The organism is Nocardia veterana NBRC 100344 (genome assembly GCF_000308855.1).
In the GTDB taxonomy this organism is placed as follows: Bacteria; Actinomycetota; Actinomycetes; order Mycobacteriales; family Mycobacteriaceae; genus Nocardia; species Nocardia veterana.
This window is the reverse complement of the sequence record NZ_BAGM01000008.1, coordinates 99,999-118,764: the sequence shown is the minus strand read 5'-3', so window position 1 is coordinate 118,764 and position 18,766 is coordinate 99,999. Positions and strand designations below refer to the sequence as shown.

The 18,766-nt window shown below is 66.6% G+C and carries 22 protein-coding genes; 9 read left to right on the top strand and 13 right to left on the bottom strand.

The genetic code is table 11. From position 1 onward, the window contains the following. Window positions 1–27 precede the first annotated feature (27 nt). From ON37_RS02400 to ON37_RS02375, 7 genes are all read left to right on the top strand, one after another. On the top strand, window positions 28–1,122 hold the full coding sequence (locus tag ON37_RS02400; RefSeq protein WP_040716014.1) for an acyl-CoA dehydrogenase family protein: 1,095 nt from the start codon (window positions 28–30) through the stop codon (window positions 1,120–1,122). Window positions 1,123–1,357: 235 nt separating this feature from the next. After that, on the top strand, window positions 1,358–1,846 hold the full coding sequence (locus ON37_RS02395) for a MarR family winged helix-turn-helix transcriptional regulator (RefSeq protein WP_051031059.1): 489 nt from the start codon (window positions 1,358–1,360) through the stop codon (window positions 1,844–1,846). Next, complete coding sequence (locus ON37_RS02390) at window positions 1,846–3,099, top strand: MFS transporter (RefSeq protein WP_040716010.1); 1,254 nt, start codon at window positions 1,846–1,848, stop codon at window positions 3,097–3,099. The genes ON37_RS02395 and ON37_RS02390 overlap by 1 nt, the downstream gene beginning before the upstream one ends. Before the next feature lie 673 nt (window positions 3,100–3,772). Further along, window positions 3,773–4,138 carry a hypothetical protein gene (locus ON37_RS31450; protein ID WP_083892658.1) on the top strand — a complete coding sequence of 122 codons (366 nt, stop codon included), beginning with the start codon at window positions 3,773–3,775 and terminating at the stop codon, window positions 4,136–4,138. Continuing rightward, window positions 4,086–4,604 carry a DUF6879 family protein gene (locus ON37_RS02385; protein WP_051031058.1) on the top strand — a complete coding sequence of 173 codons (519 nt, stop codon included), beginning with the start codon at window positions 4,086–4,088 and terminating at the stop codon, window positions 4,602–4,604. Before ON37_RS31450 ends, ON37_RS02385 begins: the two co-directional genes overlap by 53 nt. Continuing rightward, window positions 4,562–5,449, top strand: coding sequence for a helix-turn-helix domain-containing protein (locus ON37_RS02380; protein ID WP_306306446.1), 888 nt, complete (start codon window positions 4,562–4,564; stop codon window positions 5,447–5,449). Before ON37_RS02385 ends, ON37_RS02380 begins: the two co-directional genes overlap by 43 nt. Window positions 5,450–5,556: 107 nt before the next feature. Next, window positions 5,557–6,306: a DUF427 domain-containing protein gene (locus ON37_RS02375; protein ID WP_040716007.1), complete on the top strand. Its 750-nt coding sequence runs from the start codon at window positions 5,557–5,559 to the stop codon at window positions 6,304–6,306. Between the two features lie 3 nt (window positions 6,307–6,309). Here the strand turns inward: ON37_RS02375 and ON37_RS02370 are convergent, their stop codons facing one another. From ON37_RS02370 to hsaA, 8 genes are all read right to left on the bottom strand, one after another. Further along, window positions 6,310–7,218, bottom strand: coding sequence for an AraC family transcriptional regulator (locus ON37_RS02370; protein WP_040716005.1), 909 nt, complete (start codon window positions 7,216–7,218; stop codon window positions 6,310–6,312). A 54-nt stretch (window positions 7,219–7,272) separates the two neighbouring features. Beyond that, a complete protein-coding gene (locus ON37_RS31445; RefSeq protein WP_040716002.1) occupies window positions 7,273–7,557 on the bottom strand; it encodes a helix-turn-helix domain-containing protein in 285 nt (94 codons plus the stop codon). Next, window positions 7,554–7,928 (bottom strand): type II toxin-antitoxin system RelE/ParE family toxin, encoded by a 375-nt coding sequence (locus tag ON37_RS02360; protein WP_040716001.1) that lies wholly within the window; start codon window positions 7,926–7,928, stop codon window positions 7,554–7,556. Before ON37_RS02360 ends, ON37_RS31445 begins: the two co-directional genes overlap by 4 nt. An 18-nt stretch (window positions 7,929–7,946) precedes the next feature. Next, a complete protein-coding gene (locus ON37_RS02355) occupies window positions 7,947–9,227 on the bottom strand; it encodes a threonine/serine exporter family protein (protein ID WP_040715999.1) in 1,281 nt (426 codons plus the stop codon). 105 nt (window positions 9,228–9,332) lie between these two features. Further along, window positions 9,333–9,920, bottom strand: a complete 588-nt coding sequence (gene hsaB / locus ON37_RS02350) for a 3-hydroxy-9,10-secoandrosta-1,3,5(10)-triene-9,17-dione monooxygenase reductase subunit (RefSeq protein WP_040716082.1) — start codon at window positions 9,918–9,920, stop codon at window positions 9,333–9,335. Between the two features lie 23 nt (window positions 9,921–9,943). Beyond that, window positions 9,944–10,843: an iron-dependent extradiol dioxygenase HsaC gene (hsaC, locus tag ON37_RS02345; protein ID WP_040715997.1), complete on the bottom strand. Its 900-nt coding sequence runs from the start codon at window positions 10,841–10,843 to the stop codon at window positions 9,944–9,946. A gap of 67 nt (window positions 10,844–10,910) precedes the next feature. After that, on the bottom strand, window positions 10,911–11,792 hold the full coding sequence (gene hsaD / locus ON37_RS02340; protein ID WP_040715995.1) for a 4,5:9,10-diseco-3-hydroxy-5,9,17-trioxoandrosta-1(10),2-diene-4-oate hydrolase: 882 nt from the start codon (window positions 11,790–11,792) through the stop codon (window positions 10,911–10,913). Beyond that, window positions 11,792–12,961 (bottom strand): 3-hydroxy-9,10-secoandrosta-1,3,5(10)-triene-9,17-dione monooxygenase oxygenase subunit, encoded by a 1,170-nt coding sequence (gene hsaA / locus ON37_RS02335; RefSeq protein ID WP_040715993.1) that lies wholly within the window; start codon window positions 12,959–12,961, stop codon window positions 11,792–11,794. Before hsaA ends, hsaD begins: the two co-directional genes overlap by 1 nt. A 225-nt stretch (window positions 12,962–13,186) precedes the next feature. On the opposite strand from hsaA, the gene ON37_RS02330 reads away from it, so the two are divergent. Then, the gene (locus tag ON37_RS02330) at window positions 13,187–14,482 is read left to right on the top strand and encodes a 3-ketosteroid-9-alpha-monooxygenase, oxygenase component (RefSeq protein WP_083892670.1); all 1,296 of its coding nucleotides are present in this window, start codon (window positions 13,187–13,189) and stop codon (window positions 14,480–14,482) included. Beyond that, window positions 14,482–14,799, top strand: a complete 318-nt coding sequence (locus ON37_RS02325) for a hypothetical protein (RefSeq protein WP_051031056.1) — start codon at window positions 14,482–14,484, stop codon at window positions 14,797–14,799. The genes ON37_RS02330 and ON37_RS02325 overlap by 1 nt, the downstream gene beginning before the upstream one ends. Window positions 14,800–14,870: 71 nt before the next feature. Here ON37_RS02325 and ON37_RS02320 read toward each other — a convergent pair whose 3' ends face one another. From ON37_RS02320 to ON37_RS02300, 5 genes are all read right to left on the bottom strand, one after another. Then, window positions 14,871–15,290 (bottom strand): cupin domain-containing protein, encoded by a 420-nt coding sequence (locus ON37_RS02320; RefSeq protein ID WP_040715989.1) that lies wholly within the window; start codon window positions 15,288–15,290, stop codon window positions 14,871–14,873. Further along, window positions 15,287–15,892, bottom strand: a complete 606-nt coding sequence (locus ON37_RS02315; RefSeq protein ID WP_051031064.1) for a TetR/AcrR family transcriptional regulator — start codon at window positions 15,890–15,892, stop codon at window positions 15,287–15,289. The genes ON37_RS02320 and ON37_RS02315 overlap by 4 nt, the downstream gene beginning before the upstream one ends. Before the next feature lie 112 nt (window positions 15,893–16,004). Next, window positions 16,005–16,547 (bottom strand): hypothetical protein, encoded by a 543-nt coding sequence (locus ON37_RS02310; protein WP_157171327.1) that lies wholly within the window; start codon window positions 16,545–16,547, stop codon window positions 16,005–16,007. A 242-nt stretch (window positions 16,548–16,789) separates the two neighbouring features. Continuing rightward, complete coding sequence (gene dmpG / locus ON37_RS02305; RefSeq protein WP_040715983.1) at window positions 16,790–17,842, bottom strand: 4-hydroxy-2-oxovalerate aldolase; 1,053 nt, start codon at window positions 17,840–17,842, stop codon at window positions 16,790–16,792. Between the two features lie 12 nt (window positions 17,843–17,854). Beyond that, a complete protein-coding gene (locus ON37_RS02300; RefSeq protein WP_040715981.1) occupies window positions 17,855–18,766 on the bottom strand; it encodes an acetaldehyde dehydrogenase (acetylating) in 912 nt (303 codons plus the stop codon).

The following is an 18,766-nucleotide window of genomic DNA, read 5'->3' as shown; positions in this document are numbered from 1 at the left end:
GCGCGACGACCAGACGGGAGTACGGCGATGACCGATACCGCGGAATTGCAGGATTTGGCCTCGACCGTGCGGGCAGTTCTCACCAAGCACGGCGACCGCGACGCCCTGCGCCGCGCCGTCGACAGCGAATTCGGCTACGACCAGCGGCTCTGGCAGTTGCTGTGCGAGCAGGTCGGGGTGGCCGCCCTGGCGATTCCGGAGGAGTACGGCGGAATCGGCGCCGAACTCGACACCGCGCTGGTGGTGGTCGAGGAGCTCGGGCGCACCCTGCACAATCCGCCGATGCTCGGCTCGGCGGTCCTCGGCGCCCAGGCGGTGCTGGCTTCCGGCGATCGGGCCGCCGCGCAGCGGCTGCTCCCCGGCGTCGCCGAAGGCACCACCACCCTCGCGGTGTGCTGGGCGGACGAAAACGGCTGGGCGACAGTCCGTTCCGGAGCGTCGCCGCGCGGCGGGTCCGGGTACGGCGTCCGCTCCGACGATGACACGCTGACCGGCACGGCACACTATGTGCTCGACGGCGGCGGGGCCGACACCCTGCTCGTCGTGACGGCCGACGGACTCTTCGAGGTGGACGCCGCCGCGCCGGGAGTCACCCGCGCCGTCACCCCGACGATGGATCCGACGCGCCGGTTGAGCGCCGTCACCTTCGACGGCGTGGCAGCCAGTCGGTTGAGCGCGGACGCCGCGGGCGTGACCGCCCGGCTCCGCGACATCGCCTGGGCGGCCCTGGCCGCCGAACAGGTCGGTGCCGCCGAGCAGTGCCTCGACATGACCGTCGAATACAGCAAATCGCGGGTGCAGTTCGGCCGGCCGATCGGCAGCTTCCAAGCGCTGAAACATCGGATGGCCGATATGTACGTGCTGGTGGAATCGGCCCGTTCGGCCGCCTACGCGGCGATCGCGAATCTCGACCGTCCGGTGACCGCGGAGACCGCCCTGGACCTGGAATCGGCGCGCATCCACTGTTCGCAAGCGTTCCGGTCGGTGGTGTCGGAGACCGTGCAGATGCACGGCGGCATCGCCATCACCTGGGAGCACGACGCCCACCTGTACTTCAAGCGGGCGCATGCCGATGCCGAACTGTTCGGCATGCCCGGGCGCCCGCTCGCCCGTCCGGCCTGAGCCGCTCGCCGTCGACCCCGCGGCCACACGGCCACGGGGTCGACGGCGTTTTGGGGCGAGTATGTCCGGACTCGCGACTCACCCCCCCCGGGACCGCGAGAGCTCCCTCGAACCCTAGCCTCCCGCCATCCCATACAGTGCCCTGACCTGGCCTTATCAGGCTGTGCCCGAAGTCACCAGCGATTAGATAGTTAGGCTATGTACTTACATAGTTAGGTTATGTAACATAATCCTCGTGCAGTCGAACGAGTCGCCCAACCTCGCCGGCCCGGACCCCCGGGCAGAGGCCCTCGTGGTCGACATCGCGGTCACCGCGGCGCGACTCACCCGACTTGCCGGCACGTTGGCAGCCAATGCGCTCCCACGTGCGATGGTGCGGGCGCTGTCCACCCTCGACGAGCACGGCCCGCTGCGCATCAGCGAGTTCGCGCAGATCGACGGCTGCTCCCAGCCCTCGGCAACGGCGCTGATCGGCCGGCTGACAGCCGCCGGATTCGCGGCCCGCACCAAGGACCCCGACGACTCCAGAGCCGTGGTCGTCGAGCTGACGCCGGCGGGACGCGCACAACTGTCCGCGTCCCGCCGCGCGTTCGGCACCGCACTCGCGGCCAGGTTGCCCGACTTCGGCATCGATCGCCTCAGCCACCTCGACAGTGAGTTGGCCGATCTGCTCGAAGCCCTGAAATCCGCCGCACCCCACGAAGTCTCGACAGAGGAGCGTTGATGAGCACCACCCTCTCATCACCGACCGCGACCGAGGCGACGACCACTCCGAAGACCAAACAGCCCAAATCCGTTTGGGCAGTAGCTTTCGCCTCGGTCATCGCCTTCATGGGTATCGGCCTGGTGGATCCGATCCTGAAGCCGATCGGTGAACAGCTACATGCCTCACCGTCCCAGGTGACCCTGCTCTTCACCAGCTACATGCTGGTCACCGGCGTCGCGATGCTGATCACCGGCGTGGTGTCCAGCCGCTTCGGCGCCAAGAAGACCCTGCTCGCCGGTCTGGCCGTCATCGTCGTCTTCGCCGCCTTGGCGGGCAGCTCGAGCACGGTCGGACAGATCGTCGGCTTCCGGGCCGGCTGGGGCCTGGGCAACGCGCTGTTCATCGCGACCGCCTTGGCGACGATCGTGGGCGCGGCCACCGGCGGTGTCGCCCGCGCCATCATCCTCTACGAGGCGGCGCTGGGTATCGGCATCGCCGCCGGTCCGCTGGTCGGCGGTTTCCTCGGCGGATTCTCCTGGCGCGCACCGTTCTTCGGTGTCGCGGTGTTGATGGCGGTGGCCTTCATCGCGATCATCGTGTTGCTCCCGGAGATGCCGAAACCCGCGCAGCACACCTCGATCACGGCGCCCTTCAAGGCTTTGCGTCATCGCGGCCTCCTCCTGGTGAGCATCACCGCCCTGCTCTACAACTACGGCTTCTTCACCCTGCTCGCGTACACGCCGTTCCCGCTGAACATGGGCACCTACTCGATCGGGTTCATCTTCTTCGGCTGGGGTCTGCTGCTGGCCTTGGCGTCGGTGGTCTTCGCGCCGCGCCTGCAGCGGATGTTCGGCACCGTGCCGATGATCGCGACCGCGCTGGCCCTGTTCGCCGCCGATCTGGCCGTCATGGCGATCTGGGCCGATCACAAGCCCGTGCTGATCGTGGGCACCGTCCTCGCCGGTCTGTTCCTGGGCGTCAACAACACGCTGATCACCGAGGCCGTCATGATCTCCGCGCCGGTGGAACGCTCCACCGCCTCGGCCGCCTACAGCTTCGTCCGCTTCGTCGGCGGCGCCGCCGCCCCGTACTTGGCCGGCAAACTGGGCGAACACCAGATGGCCCTGCCGTTCTGGGTCGGCGCGGCCTGCACCGCGGTCGGCGTCCTGGTCCTGCTCGGCGGCCGCTCCGCCCTCGCCCACGTGGACGAGCACGAACCGGCCGAGCACAGCCCGGCCGAGGCCGAGGCGATCACCGTCGGCGACGACTGAGACGTCATCCCCACCCGGATGATCCACCGTTGCGGTATTCCTTCTCTGACCGCAACGGCGGAGGCCGGAATCCCCTCGCGAAACCCGCAGGGGGTTCCGGCCTTTCCTTATCCGCACGTTCTCGCTCGTAGGTCCGGAGGGCCGGGCCGCCCAGACGATCACCCCCACCGGTAACCCGACGACGACAATCCACGCGATGGTGAGCACGCGACTATGCCTCCCACCCGCGCAGCGACCGGAGAACTCGTCCGCACGTCTCCGCATCGGCCGACTCGATCGGACGGAGAGGCGGGGGTACCTCGGCTGCGAGCGGAACACGCTGCGGCAGAAGCGGACTCGCGAACTCCAGATATACCCCACTCGAGTCGCCCTCCCCATAGTCGGCCACCTCCAGCACGCCACCGGGAAACACGTAAAGCCTCGAACGCCTTGCCCCTGTGCCCATTTCGACTCCGTCCCCTCGTGTGCCTGGTATGGCACCCGGCGCCGGGGAAGTCGTTTCGGCCCGGCGCCGGGGCGTGGTCAAAACGGTAGGTAGCGTCTCGGCGAGCCGTCTACGAACTTGTCAATACTTGGCAAAACCTATTTACCTGCAGCGAAACTCGTACATCTGCGAGATCATGGATATGTCGTCAGCCAAGAAGTGCCACACCGTCAGAGGGGAGATGTCACGATGAATCTGAAGTTCCTGGGCAAAGGGGGGTCCGACTCAGGAGGATGCCCGAGCCTCTACGCGACCGACCGCGGTACGTACATCGTGCAGGGGTGGGAGACGAGCCGTCTTGGAACCGTTGAGATCCCGCATCTTCTTCCGGGATTCGCGGAGCCGGATACGTTCATCGGCTCGACGATGACCGACACCGGTCGCGGTACGTTCGCACTGTCCGGACGGCCGATCACCGAACCCGAGGTGTTCAGCATGCTGACATTGGCAGAAAATGAGACCGCGATCGAGGTCCCGAAACAACCACGGAGGTTCTACGGCAATGCTGCTGCGTCCCACCACCGAGCCGGACCTGTGGCCGAATCTGTTTCGTGAACTCACGCGCAGCGCCTTCCATCTCGAAGTTCGGGACGAGTACCACGTACCCGACGAACAGTCCCGGATACGCGCGTTCCTCGCCGGTGAACCGGCACCGTACATCCACACGCCCTGGCAAGACCTCATGCGAGAAACCACCGCCCGAGGGGTAACAGTGTCCCGAGTGCGGGTGGTCACCGAACCGCATTCGGACTACCAGCGGTGGCTACTGTCGGTGACCGAGGCCAACATCGATGCAGGCGAGGATATCCGGTACATACCAAGGCACATCGCCGGCGAAGTACCGCCGGACGACTGGTGGTTGATGGATGAGCAACGTGTGGCTTACAACCTGGTCGACCCGGATGGGGCGCCCGCCGGAATAGCGGTCACCACCGATCCCGGAATCGTCGAGTACTGCGTTCGAACACGCGAGCGGCTGTGGAAGCTGGCAATTCCGTATACGGAGTACGCCGAGCAGTGACGAACACAGTCCATGAACAGCGGCGAGCCCTCGGGGCGACACTCCGAGGGCTTCGTCGCGACGCGGGCCTTTCCGGCCGCCAATTGGCCAGGTTGGCCGGCTGGCACGAGTCGGTGGTGTCGAAGATAGAGACCGGCGACAGAAGCCCCACAGAGGCACACCTGCGCGCCTACTGCACCCACACCGGCAACGAGGCCCAACTCCCGGACCTGGTCGCCACGCTGCGAAATGTCCAAGCCGCGTACCTCGAGTGGCGGAAGGTCCTCGGCACCGGAACGAAACGCCGACAGCAGCAAGCGGTCGAACTCGCCGAACAGTCGAAGCTGATGCGTATCTTTCAGCCCAACATCGTCCCCGGCATCCTGCAGACCGCCGAATACGCAGCGGCCATCTTGCGTCGATATATCGACTTCTACCAAGTGCCCGACGATCTGGACGAAGGCGTGGCGAAACGGCTGGAACGCCAACAAATCTTGTACAGGGGCGACCACCACTTCCACATCCTGATAGCCGAACAAGCCTTACACACCACCGTCGGTGCCGACCACGTCATGCTCGGACAACTCGACCGGCTGCTGGCCGTCATCGGCCTACCTCGTGTCCTGCTCGGCGTCGTCCCTACACAAGCCGAAGTACCGATGCAAATAACCAACTTCGTCATTTTCGATGAACGACTGGCACTGGTGGAAGCCGTCACCGCCGAGCTGACCATCACCCAGCCACGGGAGATAGCAACCTACGGTCGAGTGTTCACCGACCTTGCCGAACGATCCGTAACGGGTGACGAAGCCCGGGAAGTCATTCGCCGCGCGATCGAATCTCGACGCGACCGAATCACCTCCTGACCCGGCTCGGCCGGAACCGCGAGGACATATGCGAGCCGCGCGAGGCCGAACGGCTCGGTTACCTGCCCGGGGCCGCTGTGTCATCCCGCGCGCGTACCGTGGGTGAAATGACCGAGACGAATCGGGGACGGGTGCGGACCGAGGCAGGTCACCGGCGCATCCGGGGCTATGTGGAGGGCCGGGTGGTGGCCGATACGATCCGCCCGCTGCTCGTCTGGGAGAGCCCCTACTACCCCACCTACTACTTCCCCGCCGAGGACATCCGGGCCGAATTGGTGCCGACCGGATCCACTCGGCATTCCACCAGCCGGGGTGAGGGCACCGAATACGACGTGGTCGTCGGCGACACCACCAGAGCCGCTGCGGCGCTTCGTTATCCGGAGTCGCCGATTCCGGAGCTACGGGAGCACGTGCGACTGGATTGGGCATTGATCGACCGGTGGTTCGAGGAGGACGAGCCGATCTACGTGCATCCGCGTAACCCGTATACCCGCGTCGACGTCCTCGCCAGTTCCCGGAATGTGCGGGTCGAGTTGGGCGGAGAGGTTGTGGCGGAATCGAATTCACCGCGCATTTTGTACGAAACCGGTCTGGTTCCCCGCTACTACCTGCCGCTGACGGATGTCCGGATGGATCTACTCACCCCCTCGGCCACCACGACCAGCTGCCCGTACAAGGGCACGGCCGAGTACTACAACATTCGCATCGGCGATACCGAGTATCCCGATCTGGTCTGGTATTACTCGACGCCACTGCCGGAGAGCCAGAAGATCGCCGGGCTGGTGTGTTTCTACAACGAGAAGGTCGAGCTGTACGTGGACGGGGTGCGCCAGGAACACAGCACGCCGTTCAGCTGAGATTCACACCGCGAGAACGGGTTCGGGCTCGGCGGCGCGCCGGTAGCGGCCCGGCGCCACGGTGTATTCGCGTTTGAAGGCTTTGGCGAAGGCGAATTCGGACCCGTAGCCGACACGGTGCGCGACGGCGGCGATCGGCAGTTCGGTGTCGCGCAGGAGCCGGGCGGCGGTGAGCAGGCGCCAGCGGGTCAAGTAGGTCAGTGGCGGCTCGCCGACGGTGGCGGTGAACCGGCGGTTCAGGGTCGCGCGCGATACACCCGCGACGGCGCTCAGCGCGGGCACCGACCAGGACCGCGCCGGATCGTCATGGATCGCACGCAGCGCGGCCGCGACCGCCGGATCCGCCAAAGCCCCTGCCCAGCCCGAGGTTTCGGCATCCTCGTACCAGGTGCGCAGCACGAACAGCAGCAGGGTGTCCAGTAGTGCGGGGACCGCGGCGTCACTGCCCGGCCGCGGTTCGGTGATCTCGGTGGTCAGTAGATCCACCGCGGCGCGCAGTGTCCGGTGGCGGCTCGGATCGGCGGGCAGATGCAGAAAGTCGGGCAGCTGGTCCAGCAGCGGATGGCTGCGGGCCCGGCACACCTCGTACGCCCCGCACAGCAGCGCAGTCCGGGCACCCGGCCCCGCGATCTCGCGTGGCTCCCCCGCCGTGGCGACTTCGGTAACCGGGCTGTCCGGACGGTCGGCGATCACATGCGCCGCCCCGCGCGGCATGAACAACACATCCCCCGGCCCCATCGCCACCGGTTCCGCCTCGGGAGCCAGCAACCAGCACTCACCGTCGACCACGATATGAAATCCGACCCCGGGCACCACCGGATACTGTCTCCCCCACGGCGCATGTCGCACGAACAACCCGGACGCCGGCATTCCGGTTCGCACCGCCACCACGGTCTCACTCAAAATGTCCACGCGTCGACCCGTTCGAACGGCGACCAGATCATCCGCCCGAACCGCAGCGCACACCTATGCCGCCAGCGAAACCGACAGCTCAGCCTCGAGCGCTTCGGCGATGCGCTCGAGTGTGGTCAAAGTCGGTACGACATCTCCGGCCTCCAGACGACTTACCGCATGCTGACGCAATCCCGCGCGGGCGGCCAATTCGGTTTGTGACCATCCGCGCGCTTCACGAGCCGCACGGATCTGGACACCAAGGGTGTGCGCCAACTGGGCGGCGCGATAGGCAGCCCGATATTCGGGAGTAGCGCGCTTCGCAGCTAGGACCGCATCGAAGTCTTTCTGAGTAGTCATGTTTCGAGGTCTCCCATCGGGTCGAATATCAGGTGCGCGGGCCCGGTATGCTGCGATTCGCATACCTTGCGGGCCAGCTTCGCACGCTCGATTTGCTGTGATTCGCGTTGCCGAGTCTTATGGAACACGGTCAGCAGCACCGCTTTTCGACCGCCGGGAAACCAGTAGCTGATCCGGGTCGCGCGATTGCGAGACAGGGTGAAGCGAAGTTCCCGCACACAGTCACCGAGATGGCGGCAGTAAGGTTCGGACAGCTCCGGGCCATATGTGGCAAGCAGCCCAGCAGCGAAGTCGGCACGCGCCAAGTCTGCAGGCGAGAGGCCGGAGAGAAAGGCGCGAACCTCCGGCTCGACCTCTATCGCATACAGCATGACCTGACATTATCACATCTATGTGATAATGACTCGATGTCCATGCGCCCGGGCGCGCTGGAGCAGCCAGTTCAGGATCACCCCCAGGGCCGCTCCCACGCCCAAGCCCACGCAGACGGCGAAGGTGCGGACGAAGTAGCCGATGCCGGAGACGTGGAAAAGCTCCAGGACCAGGCCCTGGTAGAGGGTGAGACCGGGCAGCAGCGCGCCGGTGATTCCGACGAGGGCCAGCGCGGTCATCGGCAGCCGGAGTGGGAGCGCGCAGGCGGCGGCCGCGAAGCCCAGCGCGACCGCGGCCAGGGGTCCGGACCAGTCGGGCGGGATGTGCGCGGCATGAATCAGGGGCTGGTTGACCGACGCGGTGAGCAGGCCGGCCGCCGCGGCGGGCAGCAGCAGATCCGGGCCGCCGCGATTGAATACGGCGTTGCCCAGCGCACCGAGGATGGAGAAGGTGATCGCCAACCAGATGGGTAGCTGCGGCAGCGTCGGGTCGATCGACTCGCCGAACGAGAAGCGTTGCGAGACAGCGAAAACCAGCGCACCGCCCATCGCGATACCGCCGACCGCGAGCAGTGCGGAGGCGGCCCGGGCGGTCGCCGCCACCGTATCCGAGCTCACGGCATCGATCGCGGTCGCCACCAGCTGCGGCATCGGCACCAGCAGTACCCAGTTGGTGGCGATCGCGACCGCCACCTCGGTCATGGTCAGCGCACCCACGAGATGCAGTAGCGCGCACAGCGTGGCGGCCAGGGGGGCCTGCAACGCCACCCCGTACAACCGCGGAATCGCCAGCGAACCGAGGCCCTGCCCGAGCCAGAACACCGGCAGCAGTACGACGGCCGCCGCGAGCGCCGCCGCGCCCGAACCGCCGACCTGCAAGGCGATACACAGCGCGAGCAATGCGCCGCCGAACGGGACGAACCACCGCGGCCAGGGCAGCTTACGAGTCTCGGCGGCATCCAGGATGCGATGCGCCGTCTCCGCGTCGGCACCGCTGACCGCCGCCTCCCGCGCGGCGGTGAGCAGGCGTTTCATCCGTTCGCAGTCGAACGCGTCGACCGTCGCGGCGGTCGCGGTCCGGGTCAGGGCGCGGCCGTCGACGGCCAGGTATTCGATCGTCACGACCCGCCCCAGGCCGATCACCGTCACCCGGTCGAGGCCCATCGCCGCTGCGCACGCGGCCACCGCGTCGGTCATCGGCTCCGAGGGGAAGCCGGCCTCCAGCATCGACACCGCCAGCCGGGTCAGAAAGTCCAGTGCGCCCCAAACCTCCCGATCCGCACCCTCCCGAATCGCCATGGGGGCAAATCTAAGGCCGCGCGGAACCGCTGCCGTGCACCGAACCGCGGATATCCCCGGAAACGTGGCGTCGGCCGCGACCGGCGACGCCGCCGCCGGCCGGGTCTACAACCAGGTGTCGAGGGTGGTGGTGGTGAGGAAGTGCTCGAGGTCGGCACGCCACGGCGCGGGGGTGGTCTTCTCCGGCTCGATGGCGGTGTATTGACCGCGATAGAAGAGAAGCGGCCTGCCGGAGTCGGTGGACTCCGACAGGGCCAGCACGCGGCCGATCACGATGTAGTGATCGCCGCCGTCGACGACGCTGTCCACCGTGCACTGGATCGTGGCCAGCGCGTCGTCCAGGACCGGAAGTCCCAGATCCGAGGTGCGCCAGTCGATTCCGGCGAACTTGTCGGCTTCGCGAGAACCGAAGCGGGCGCACACCTGCTGTTGTTCCTCGGCGAGGACGTTGACGCAGAAGCGTCCGGACTTCTCGATCGCGGCCCAGGAGCGCGAGCCCTTGGTCGGGCAGAACAGCACCAGGGGCGGATCGAGGGAGAGGGCGGCGAACGACTGGCAGGCGAAACCGATCGGCGCCGGTTCGGCCTCGGTCTCGGTGAACGTGGTGATCACCGTGATGCCGGTGCAGAACTGCCCCAGCACGTTCCGGAACTGCCGGCCGTCGATCTCCGGATATTCGCCGGTCGTGGTCATGGTTGCCGCCCTCTCCGCACTCACTACTTGAATCCCACCGAGAAGTCGTGCCCCCACAGGCTGACCGCGGTGGACTCGCGGGCGATCCAGGAGTGGTCGTCGACTTCCAAACCCTCACAGCCGAATTCGATGTCGAATCCACCGGGGGTCTTCATGTAGAACGACAGCATCTTGTCGTTGATGTGCCGGCCGAGGGTGGCCGACATCTTCACCTTCTTGCGCAGCGCGCGATCCAGGCAGAGTCCGACGTCGTCGGAATTCTCCACCTCGACCATGAGATGCACGATGCCGGTCGGATTCGGCAACGGCAGGAACGCCAGCGCGTGATGGCGCGGGTTGCAGCCGTAGAACCGCAGCCAGGCCGGTTCGCCGTCCGCCGGCCGGCCGACGACCTGGGGTGGCAGCCGCATCGAATCGCGCAGCCGGAAGCCCAGCACGTCCTGGTAGAACGCCTGCGCTTCGGCATCGTCGTTGCAGGTCAGCACCACGTGTCCGAGGCCCTGTTCGGCGGTGACGAATTTGTGGCCGTACGGGCTGACGAAGCGCCGGGCCAGATACTGTGCTCCGTAGAACGCCTCGAGCGTATTGGCGGAGGGGTCCTGGAAGCGGATCATGCCCTCGACGCGCCGCTCCGCCAGCTCCTCCTTGGTGCCTTCTTCGAACGGCACGTCGGCCTTGGTCAGTGTCTCCCGAAGCCGTTGCAGCGCGGGAGCATCGGTAACCTCCCAGCCCGAGACCTGCAGACGGTCCTTGTCGCCGGGCACGATCACCAGGCGGGCGGGAAAATCGTCCATCCGCAGATACAGGGCATCCGGGTTCGGCCCGTCGGCCTCCATCATGCCGAGCACCTTGAGCCCGTACTCGCGCCAGGCGGCCACGTCGGTCGCCTCGATGCGCATGTATCCGAGCGCCCGAATACTCATCGTGACTCCTTTGCTTTGCGACACACCCGCACCCGGTCGGCCCGACGATCGGCTGCACCCTCGGAGGTCATCGCGCCTCCTTCACGCCGAAGAGGAAATCGGTTGCCAGACGGTTGAATTCGTCGAACTTCTCCAGCTGCGCCCAGTGCCCGCAACCACCGAACACGTGCAGCTGGGCGCGCGGAATGGTCTTCAGCGCGACCAGCGCGCCGTCGAGCGGATTCACCCGGTCCTCACGGCCCCAGATGAGCAGCACCGGCTGGCGCAGCTTGTAGGCCTCGCGCCACAGCATGCCCTTCTCGAAGTCCGCGCTCGCGAAGGATTTCCCCATCGCGCGGGTCGCGGCCAGTGATTCGGGCGTGCTCGCCGAGGCGAAGCGTTCGTCGAGCAGTTCCGGCGTGATCAGCGACTGGTCGAAGACCATGATCCGCAGGAACTTCTCCAGGTTCTCGCGGGTCGGCTCGACGTTGAACTTGCCCAGCGCCTTGACGCCCTCGGTGGGATCCGGCGCGAACAGGTTGGTGCTCAAACCGCCCGGGCCCATCAGGACCAGCTTGCCGGCCCGGTCCGGATAGTCGAGGGCGAAACGTACCGCCGCCCCGCCGCCGAGCGAATTGCCCAGCAGGTGAACCCGATCGGTGATGCCGAGGGTGTCGAGCAGATCCTTCAACGCCGAGGCGCTGTGCACGAAGTACTGCGGGTGGTCGGTCGGCTTGTCCGACTGCCCGAAGCCCGGCTGATCCACGGCCAGCACGTGGAAGTGCTGCGCCAGCACCGGAATGTTGCGCGCGAAGTTCGACCACGACGAGGCGCCCGGACCGCCGCCGTGCAGCAGCACGATGGTGGGCCCGTTCCCCTCACCGGCCTCATGGTAGTGCAGCCTCAGATCCGGCCGCACCTGCGCGAATTTCGAGGTGGATTCGTAGGTCAGTTCCGAAACGGCGGTCATCACACCATCCCGTCGGTGACCGGCAGCCCGAACGCGTGGGTGCCGTACATCAGGTAGGCGCGCTCGGGATCGTTGGCGGCGTGTACCCGACCGGCGTGTGCGTCGCGCCAGAACCGTTGCAGCGGAGTGCCGTTCGCGAGCGCGGTGGCGCCCGAGCTCTCGAACAGCTTGTCGATCGAGGCGATCGCCCGGCCGGTGGCGCGGACCTGATCGCGGCGCGCCGCCACCCGCAGCTCGAACGGAATCTCCGCACCGGCGACCAGCAGGCGGTATTCCTCGGCGACATTGCCCGAGAGCTGCCGCCACGCGGCGTCGATATCGCTGGCGGCCTCGGCGATGCGCACCTTGGCGAACGGATCGTCCTTGGCCTTCTCCCCGGCATAGGCCGCGCGCAGGCGCTTGCCCTGATGCTCGACGTGCGCGTCGAGCGCGCCGTAGGCCATGCCGACGATCGGAGTGGAGATGGTGGTGGGATGGATTGTGCCCCAGGGCATCTTGTAAACCGGATCGGTGTTCTGCTGCAGGCCCGGGGCGGTCAGATCGTTCATGCTCTTGTAGCTGAGAAACCGGTGCCGCGGCACGAAGACGTTCTCCAGCACCAGGGTGTTCGAGCCGGTGCCCCTGAGGCCCACCACATTCCACACGTCGTCGATGCGGTAGTCGGTGCGCGGCACCAGGAAGCTGCCGAAGTCGACCGGCTTGCCGTCCTTGATCACCGGACCACCGACGAAGGTCCAGGTGGCGTGATCACTACCGGACGACCAGGCCCAGGAGCCGTTGACGATGTAGCCGTCGCCGCTCTCGGTGACCACACCGGCGCCCATCGGAGCATAGGAGGAGGAGATGCGGACCTGGGTGTCCTCGCCCCAGACCTCCTCCTGCGCCTGCTGGTCGAACAGCGCCAGATGCCAGTTGTGCACGCCGATGATGCCGGCCACCCAGCCGGTCGAACCGCAGGCGCTGGCGATCTTGCGCACGGTGTCGTAGAACACGACCGGATCGGCGGCGTATCCGCCCCACTGGCGCGGCTGCAGCAGCTTGAAGAAACCGGTCTCCTGCAGCGCCTTCATGGTCTCGTCGGGAATCCGGCGCAGATCTTCTGCCTCCTGCGCCTGTTCGCGCAGCTTCGGCAACAGCGCTTCGACCCGCTCGGTCACTTCTTGCGTCATCTCGGGGGCTGCTCCTGCCTGATCGAAATCGGAACGGGTGTATCGGTCGCATTCCGTTCTGCGGAACCGATACTTGTCTTGAGACTAGAACACGTTCTTATTTATGTCGAGAACGGGTGTTCATTGTCCCACAACGAACACCTTTGCCTGGTAGTCAACGGAATAGCTGGCGCTGCGCCGCTCAATTTTGTAACGTGTTCTAGTACTTCCAGAGGAGGGATGACGATGGCAGAGACCGCACCGCGGCCGAGCGACGGGCCCGGAGGAGGCAGCGCGCGTAACCACGGAGGGACCCGGGAGGCCGCGAATCCTACCCAGCGGGGCGGGAAGGTCCGCGAGATCGACGTCGGCTCGACGCCGACGCGGTATGCGCGGGGCTGGCATTGCCTGGGTCTGGCCGAGACGTTTCGCGATGGTAAGCCGCATGCCGTGCAGGCATTCGGCACCAAACTCGTGGTGTGGGCCGACAGCAACGACGAGCTGAAGGTGCTCGACGCCTACTGCCGCCACCTCGGCGGCGATCTCAGCATGGGCGAGATCAAGGGTGACTCCATCGCGTGCCCGTTCCACGACTGGCGCTGGGGCGGCAACGGCCGCTGCACCTCGATCCCCTATGCGCGGCGTGTGCCGCCGCTGGCCCGTACCCGCGCCTGGACCACCCTGGAGCGCAACGGCCAGCTGTACGTCTGGCACGACCACGAGGGCAATCCGCCGCCGGACGACGTCACCATCCCCTATATCGAGGGGCCCTACACCGACGCCGACGGCAACCCGCTCGAGGAGCGCAACAGCGACTGGACCCCGTTCACCTGGAACACCATGCTGATCGAGGGCGCCAACTGCCGCGAGATCGTGGACAACGTGGTGGACATGGCCCACTTCTTCTACATCCACTTCGCCTTCCCGACGTACTTCAAGAACGTCTTCGAAGGCCACGTGGCCACGCAGTTCCTCGAGACCAAGGGCCGTCCCGACGTCGGCATGGCCGCCAAGTACGGCGGCGAGACGCTGCTGAAGTCGGAGGCGTCCTACTTCGGCCCGTCCTACATGATCAATCCGCTGACCAACATCTACGGCGGATACCAGATCAAGGTGCAGCTGATCAACTGCCACTACCCGGTGACGCAGGATTCGTTCGTGCTGCAATACGGCCTGTCGGTGGAGAAGCCCAAGGGCATCGACGACGCGACCGCGGAGAAGCTGGCCAAGTCGATGACCGACTTCTTCGGTGACGGCTTCCTGCAGGACGTGGAGATCTGGAAGCACAAGTCCAAGATCGACAATCCGCTGCTCTGTGAGGAGGACGGCCCGGTCTACCAGCTGCGCCGCTGGTACGAGCAGTTCTACGTCGACGTCGCCGATATCGATCCGAAGATGGTGCAGCGCTTCGAATTCGAGGTCGACACCACCAAGGCCAACGAGCACTGGGAGGCCGAGGTCGCGGAGAATCTGCGGCGCAAGCGCGAAGAGGAAGAGGCGGCGCAGCAGGATCCCGCCGTCAAGCAGGAGGCGGGTGCCTGATGGCGACCTGGGCGAAAGCACCCGATTTCGCGGACCGCCCGGAGCGCCGGGAGCAGGTGCGCGCCCAGACGGTCGTCGACAAGCAGCGCTACCTCGAAGCCGGCCTGACGCCGGTGGCCTGCCGGTCCTGCGGAGTGGAAGTGCTGGTCCGCAAGTCCTCCTCGCATCAGCGTTCGGTGCAGTGGACGGTCAGCCCGGCCGAACACTGCCCGGTCTTCGCGAAGCTCGCCGGTCCGGGCCGGCCGGATCCGTGCCCGGACCTGGAGAAGTCGATCCAGTATGCGATAGATGAGGGCATCCTGATCGTCGACGAATAGGCCGGCCCCGGTCTCGGGCCCGCCCGCCGAATCCCACGGATTCGGGCGGGCGGGCCCGAACTGTTCACCCCTCAGTCCAACCGGAAGTCCGCGAAATCGAACCCCGGCGCGACCACACAGCTGACGAGTACGTATTCGTCGCCGGCCGGGCGCGCGGCCTGGCTGACGCCCGCCGGAACGACGGCCTGAAGTAGCTGTCCCCGTTCGACATCCGGGCCGAGGGTCACTTCCGCACCGCCGATGTTCAACAGCAGCGGGCCGCCGCGCTGCCACAACCAGATCTCGTCCGAGCCCACGGTGTGCGGTGCCGAACGCTCGTGCGGTAGCAGCAGGAAATGGATGGCCGTCGCGGCGGCACGGGGCCCGTCGTAACCCTCGGGTTCGAATTCGACCGAGCTGCGGTAGGTTTCGCGAAACCAGCCGCCCTCCGGGTGCGGTTGCAGGTCCAGCGCTGCGGCCAGTGCGGGCCGTTCGGACGGCGCGTTCGTCATCGAGCGTCCTGCGCGACGCTGTAGGCCATCGCGACGTGGGTGAACAGCGTGATGCGCTGCTCCCGCACCGTGGCGTCGCCGGGTTCGAGCAGGCATTGCTGGGTGGTGCCGTCGTACACCGCGACGACGGCCCGCCCCAGCCCCTCGCGGTCGGTGACGGTGCGCCCGGCGCGGGTGAGCAAGGCCTCGAGGACCGGTAGCAGAGCCGCGACGATCGCTTTCTCCCGCGCGACCATCACCCGGCGCAGCGCCGGATTGCGCAGCGCGTGCGCGGTGAATTCGGCGGTGATCCGAAACCACTTGTCGTCCAACGGGACCGAGCGCAACACCTGTTCGACCCCGGCCCGCAGGTCGGGCACGTCGCGGGCGGTCTCGGACGCCAGCACCCCGGTCAGCTCGCGCAGCATCTCGGCCGACCGCAGCTCCCACATCGCCAGGAACAGTTCCTCCAGCGAGGTGAAGTTGGAGTAGAACGCACCCCGGGTGAACCCGGCCCGCTCGCAGATCTGCTCGACCGTGCAGCGTCCGAACCCCTCGTCGGCGAACGCGTCGAACGCGGCGTCGAGCAATCGCTGCCGGGTCTCCGCCCGGCGCTTGGTCATCCGCGGCTCGCGGGCGGTGGCCGCGGCCGATCGGGCATCGACGGACGTCACGGCCGTTCCTCTCCCTGGGCGATTGGATACACGAGTGTATCAATCGCCCAGGACGGCCCGGCTACGTCAGGTTCGTCCCCGACCAGCCGAAGTTGAAGCTGTGCCCCTTCGAATAGCAGGTGATCGCGCCGCGTCCACCACCGCTGCAGCTCGCACCGCCGTAGTTGATGGTCCCGCCGTAGTCGTAGCCGTCGGCGGCCGGTCCCGGGTCGATCGAGCGGCTGCCGGGGCGGCCGAGCGGGCCGGTCAGGCCGAAGGTCGGGTGCGCCGGCAGGAACGGCAGATCGATGGCGAGGTTGTTGATCGGGATGCCGTACAGGTTCGCGACTCCGGGGTTGATATCGCAGCCGACATCACCGTTGGGGTGCATGGAGCAATTCGCGTAACCGGCACTGAAATAGACGGTGTCGCCGACGAGATAATCCGCGGGGTTCAGCACCGTTCCCGCGGTCGGAGAAATCTCCGGAGCCGCCGTTGCCGCGCCTGCGCCGAACATCGAAATCGCCACGGCGGCAAGTGATCCACCGATCAGCGCTCGTATTTTCACAGCAGCTCCTATGCGTCGTTTGCCCGAAATGCCGTCATTTGAAAACACTTCGGGCACAAGAGGTTCAGTGTCTTCCGCCCCACTATTTCCGAATCGCACCGATGCTATCGATCGTTACTCTCGCCGGCGCCCTCGGGCTGTCCGCTGATGGGAAGGAGTCGATCACATGCCGCGGCAGCCGAAGTTCGGTCGGCTGGGCAGCTCGAGCGGCGCGCCGTTCGGGCCGGTGGGCTTCAACCACCCGGGACGCACGGAAAGGGCCGCGAACGATCGTTCGCGGCCCTTCGACTCCCACGCGCTCAGGCGGTAGCGGCGGCCTGCTCCCGCTGCAGTTCCAGCGCGATGTCGATCAGCTGATCCTCCTGGCCGCCGACCAGCTTGCGCTTACCGGCGCGGACCAGCATTTCCGCGGCGGAGACACCGTAGCGTTCGGCCTGGCGTTCGGCGTGCTTGAGGAAGCTGGAGTACACGCCGGCGTAGCCCATCATCAGGGCCTGGCGGTCGAGCAGACATTCCTGCGGCATGGCCGGGCGCACCACATCCTCGGCGGCGTCGGCGATGGCGAAGAAGTCGATCCCGGTCTTGATGCCGACCTTGTCGCACACGCCGATGAACGCCTCGACGGGCGTGTTGCCCGCACCGGCGCCGAACCGCCGCGCGCTGCCGTCGATCTGCTTGGCGCCCGCCTTCACGGCGTAGATCGAATTGGCCACGGCGAGATCGAGATTCTCGTGGCCGTGGAAGCCGACCTGCGCGTCGTCACCGAGTTCGGCGACCACGGCGGCGATGCGATCGGTGACCTGGTCCAGCACCAGCGCACCGGCCGAGTCCACCACGTAGACGCACTGGCAGCCCGCGTCGGCCATGATGCGCGCCTGCTTCGCGAGCACCTCCGGCGGCTGCGAATGCGACATCATCAGGAAGCCGACGGTCTCCATACCCAGATCGCGGGCGTAACCGAAGTGCTGGATCGAGACGTCGGCCTCGGTGCAGTGGGTGGCGATGCGGACGATCGACGCACCATTGTCCTGCGAGATCTTGATGTCCTCCTTCACACCCACACCGGGCAGCATGAGGACCGCGATCTTGGCCTGCTTCGCGGTCTGCGCCGCGATCGTGATCAGTTCCTGCTCCGGGGTTTTGGAGAACCCGTAGTTGAACGAGGAACCGCCCAGCCCGTCACCGTGGGTGACCTCGATGACCGGCACGCCCGCGGCGTCGACCGCCGCGACGATATCGCGCACCTCGGTGGCGGTGAACTGGTGGCGCTTGTGGTGGGAGCCGTCGCGCAGCGAGGTGTCGGTGACCCGGACGTCGAGTTCCTGGGAGAACGGCTGCAATACGTAGTTCATGTCTGGTCCCTCCTAGACCCGAGCCGTGAGGATCTGTTCGGCCATGACCTCGCCCACCCGGGTGGCGGCGGCGGTCATGATGTCGAGATTGCCGGCGTAGGGCGGCAGGAAGTCGCCCGCGCCCTCGACCTCCACGAACACCGAAACCTTCGCCATCCCACCGGAAATGACGCTCGGCTCGTCGAACTGCGGCTCGTTGAGCAGCCGGTAGCCGGGCACGTATTCCTGGATGTCGGCGACCATCCTGTGGACGGATTCGCTGATCGCGTCCTGGTCGGCGTCCTCGGGAATCGCGCAGAAGATGGTGTCGCGCATGATCATCGGCGGCTCGGCCGGGTTCAGGATGATGATCGCCTTACCGCGCTTCGCCCCGCCGATCGTCTCGACGCCGCGGCTGGTGGTCTTGGTGAACTCATCGATATTGGCGCGGGTGCCGGGGCCTGCCGACACCGACGACACCGACGCGACGATCTCGGCGTAGGGCACCTCGACCACCCGGGAGACGGCCGCGACGATCGGAATCGTCGCCTGTCCACCGCAGGTGATCATGTTGACGTTGGGCGTATCGAGGTTCGCACCGAGGTTCACCGGCGGCACCACCGCCGGGCCGACCGCGGCCGGGGTGAGATCCACCGCGCGAATCCCCGCCGCCTCGTACTTCGGCGCGTACTCGCGATGTACATAGGCCGAGGTCGCCTCGAACAGCATGTCCGGCTTCTCCGGCAGCGCCAGCAGCCAATCGGCGCCCTCGTGCGAGGTCTCCAGGCCCAGTCCGCGGGCGCGCTTCAAACCCTCGCTGTCCGGGTCGATGCCGATCATCCAGCGCGGCTCGATCCGTTCCGACCGCAGCAGCTTGTACAGCAGATCGGTGCTGATATTGCCGGAGCCGACGATCGCGGCGGTGACTTTTCCGTTGCTAGGCAC

Bases quoted from the DNA above. Each gene is read 5' to 3' on its own strand.
- ON37_RS02400 (WP_040716014.1), top strand. From the start codon at position 28: ATGACCGATACCGCGGAATTGCAGGATTTGGCCTCGACCGTGCGGGCA.
- ON37_RS02390 (WP_040716010.1), top strand. From the start codon at position 1,846: ATGAGCACCACCCTCTCATCACCGACCGCGACCGAGGCGACGACCACT.
- ON37_RS31450 (WP_083892658.1), top strand. From the start codon at position 3,773: ATGAATCTGAAGTTCCTGGGCAAAGGGGGGTCCGACTCAGGAGGATGC.
- ON37_RS02385 (WP_051031058.1), top strand. From the start codon at position 4,086: ATGCTGCTGCGTCCCACCACCGAGCCGGACCTGTGGCCGAATCTGTTT.
- ON37_RS02375 (WP_040716007.1), top strand. From the start codon at position 5,557: ATGACCGAGACGAATCGGGGACGGGTGCGGACCGAGGCAGGTCACCGG.
- ON37_RS31445 (WP_040716002.1), bottom strand. From the start codon at position 7,557: ATGACTACTCAGAAAGACTTCGATGCGGTCCTAGCTGCGAAGCGCGCT.
- ON37_RS02360 (WP_040716001.1), bottom strand. From the start codon at position 7,928: ATGCTGTATGCGATAGAGGTCGAGCCGGAGGTTCGCGCCTTTCTCTCC.
- ON37_RS02355 (WP_040715999.1), bottom strand. From the start codon at position 9,227: ATGGCGATTCGGGAGGGTGCGGATCGGGAGGTTTGGGGCGCACTGGAC.
- hsaB (WP_040716082.1), bottom strand. From the start codon at position 9,920: ATGACCACGACCGGCGAATATCCGGAGATCGACGGCCGGCAGTTCCGG.
- hsaC (WP_040715997.1), bottom strand. From the start codon at position 10,843: ATGAGTATTCGGGCGCTCGGATACATGCGCATCGAGGCGACCGACGTG.
- hsaD (WP_040715995.1), bottom strand. From the start codon at position 11,792: ATGACCGCCGTTTCGGAACTGACCTACGAATCCACCTCGAAATTCGCG.
- hsaA (WP_040715993.1), bottom strand. From the start codon at position 12,961: ATGACGCAAGAAGTGACCGAGCGGGTCGAAGCGCTGTTGCCGAAGCTG.
- ON37_RS02330 (WP_083892670.1), top strand. From the start codon at position 13,187: ATGGCAGAGACCGCACCGCGGCCGAGCGACGGGCCCGGAGGAGGCAGC.
- ON37_RS02325 (WP_051031056.1), top strand. From the start codon at position 14,482: ATGGCGACCTGGGCGAAAGCACCCGATTTCGCGGACCGCCCGGAGCGC.
- ON37_RS02320 (WP_040715989.1), bottom strand. From the start codon at position 15,290: ATGACGAACGCGCCGTCCGAACGGCCCGCACTGGCCGCAGCGCTGGAC.
- ON37_RS02315 (WP_051031064.1), bottom strand. From the start codon at position 15,892: ATGACCAAGCGCCGGGCGGAGACCCGGCAGCGATTGCTCGACGCCGCG.
- dmpG (WP_040715983.1), bottom strand. From the start codon at position 17,842: ATGAACTACGTATTGCAGCCGTTCTCCCAGGAACTCGACGTCCGGGTC.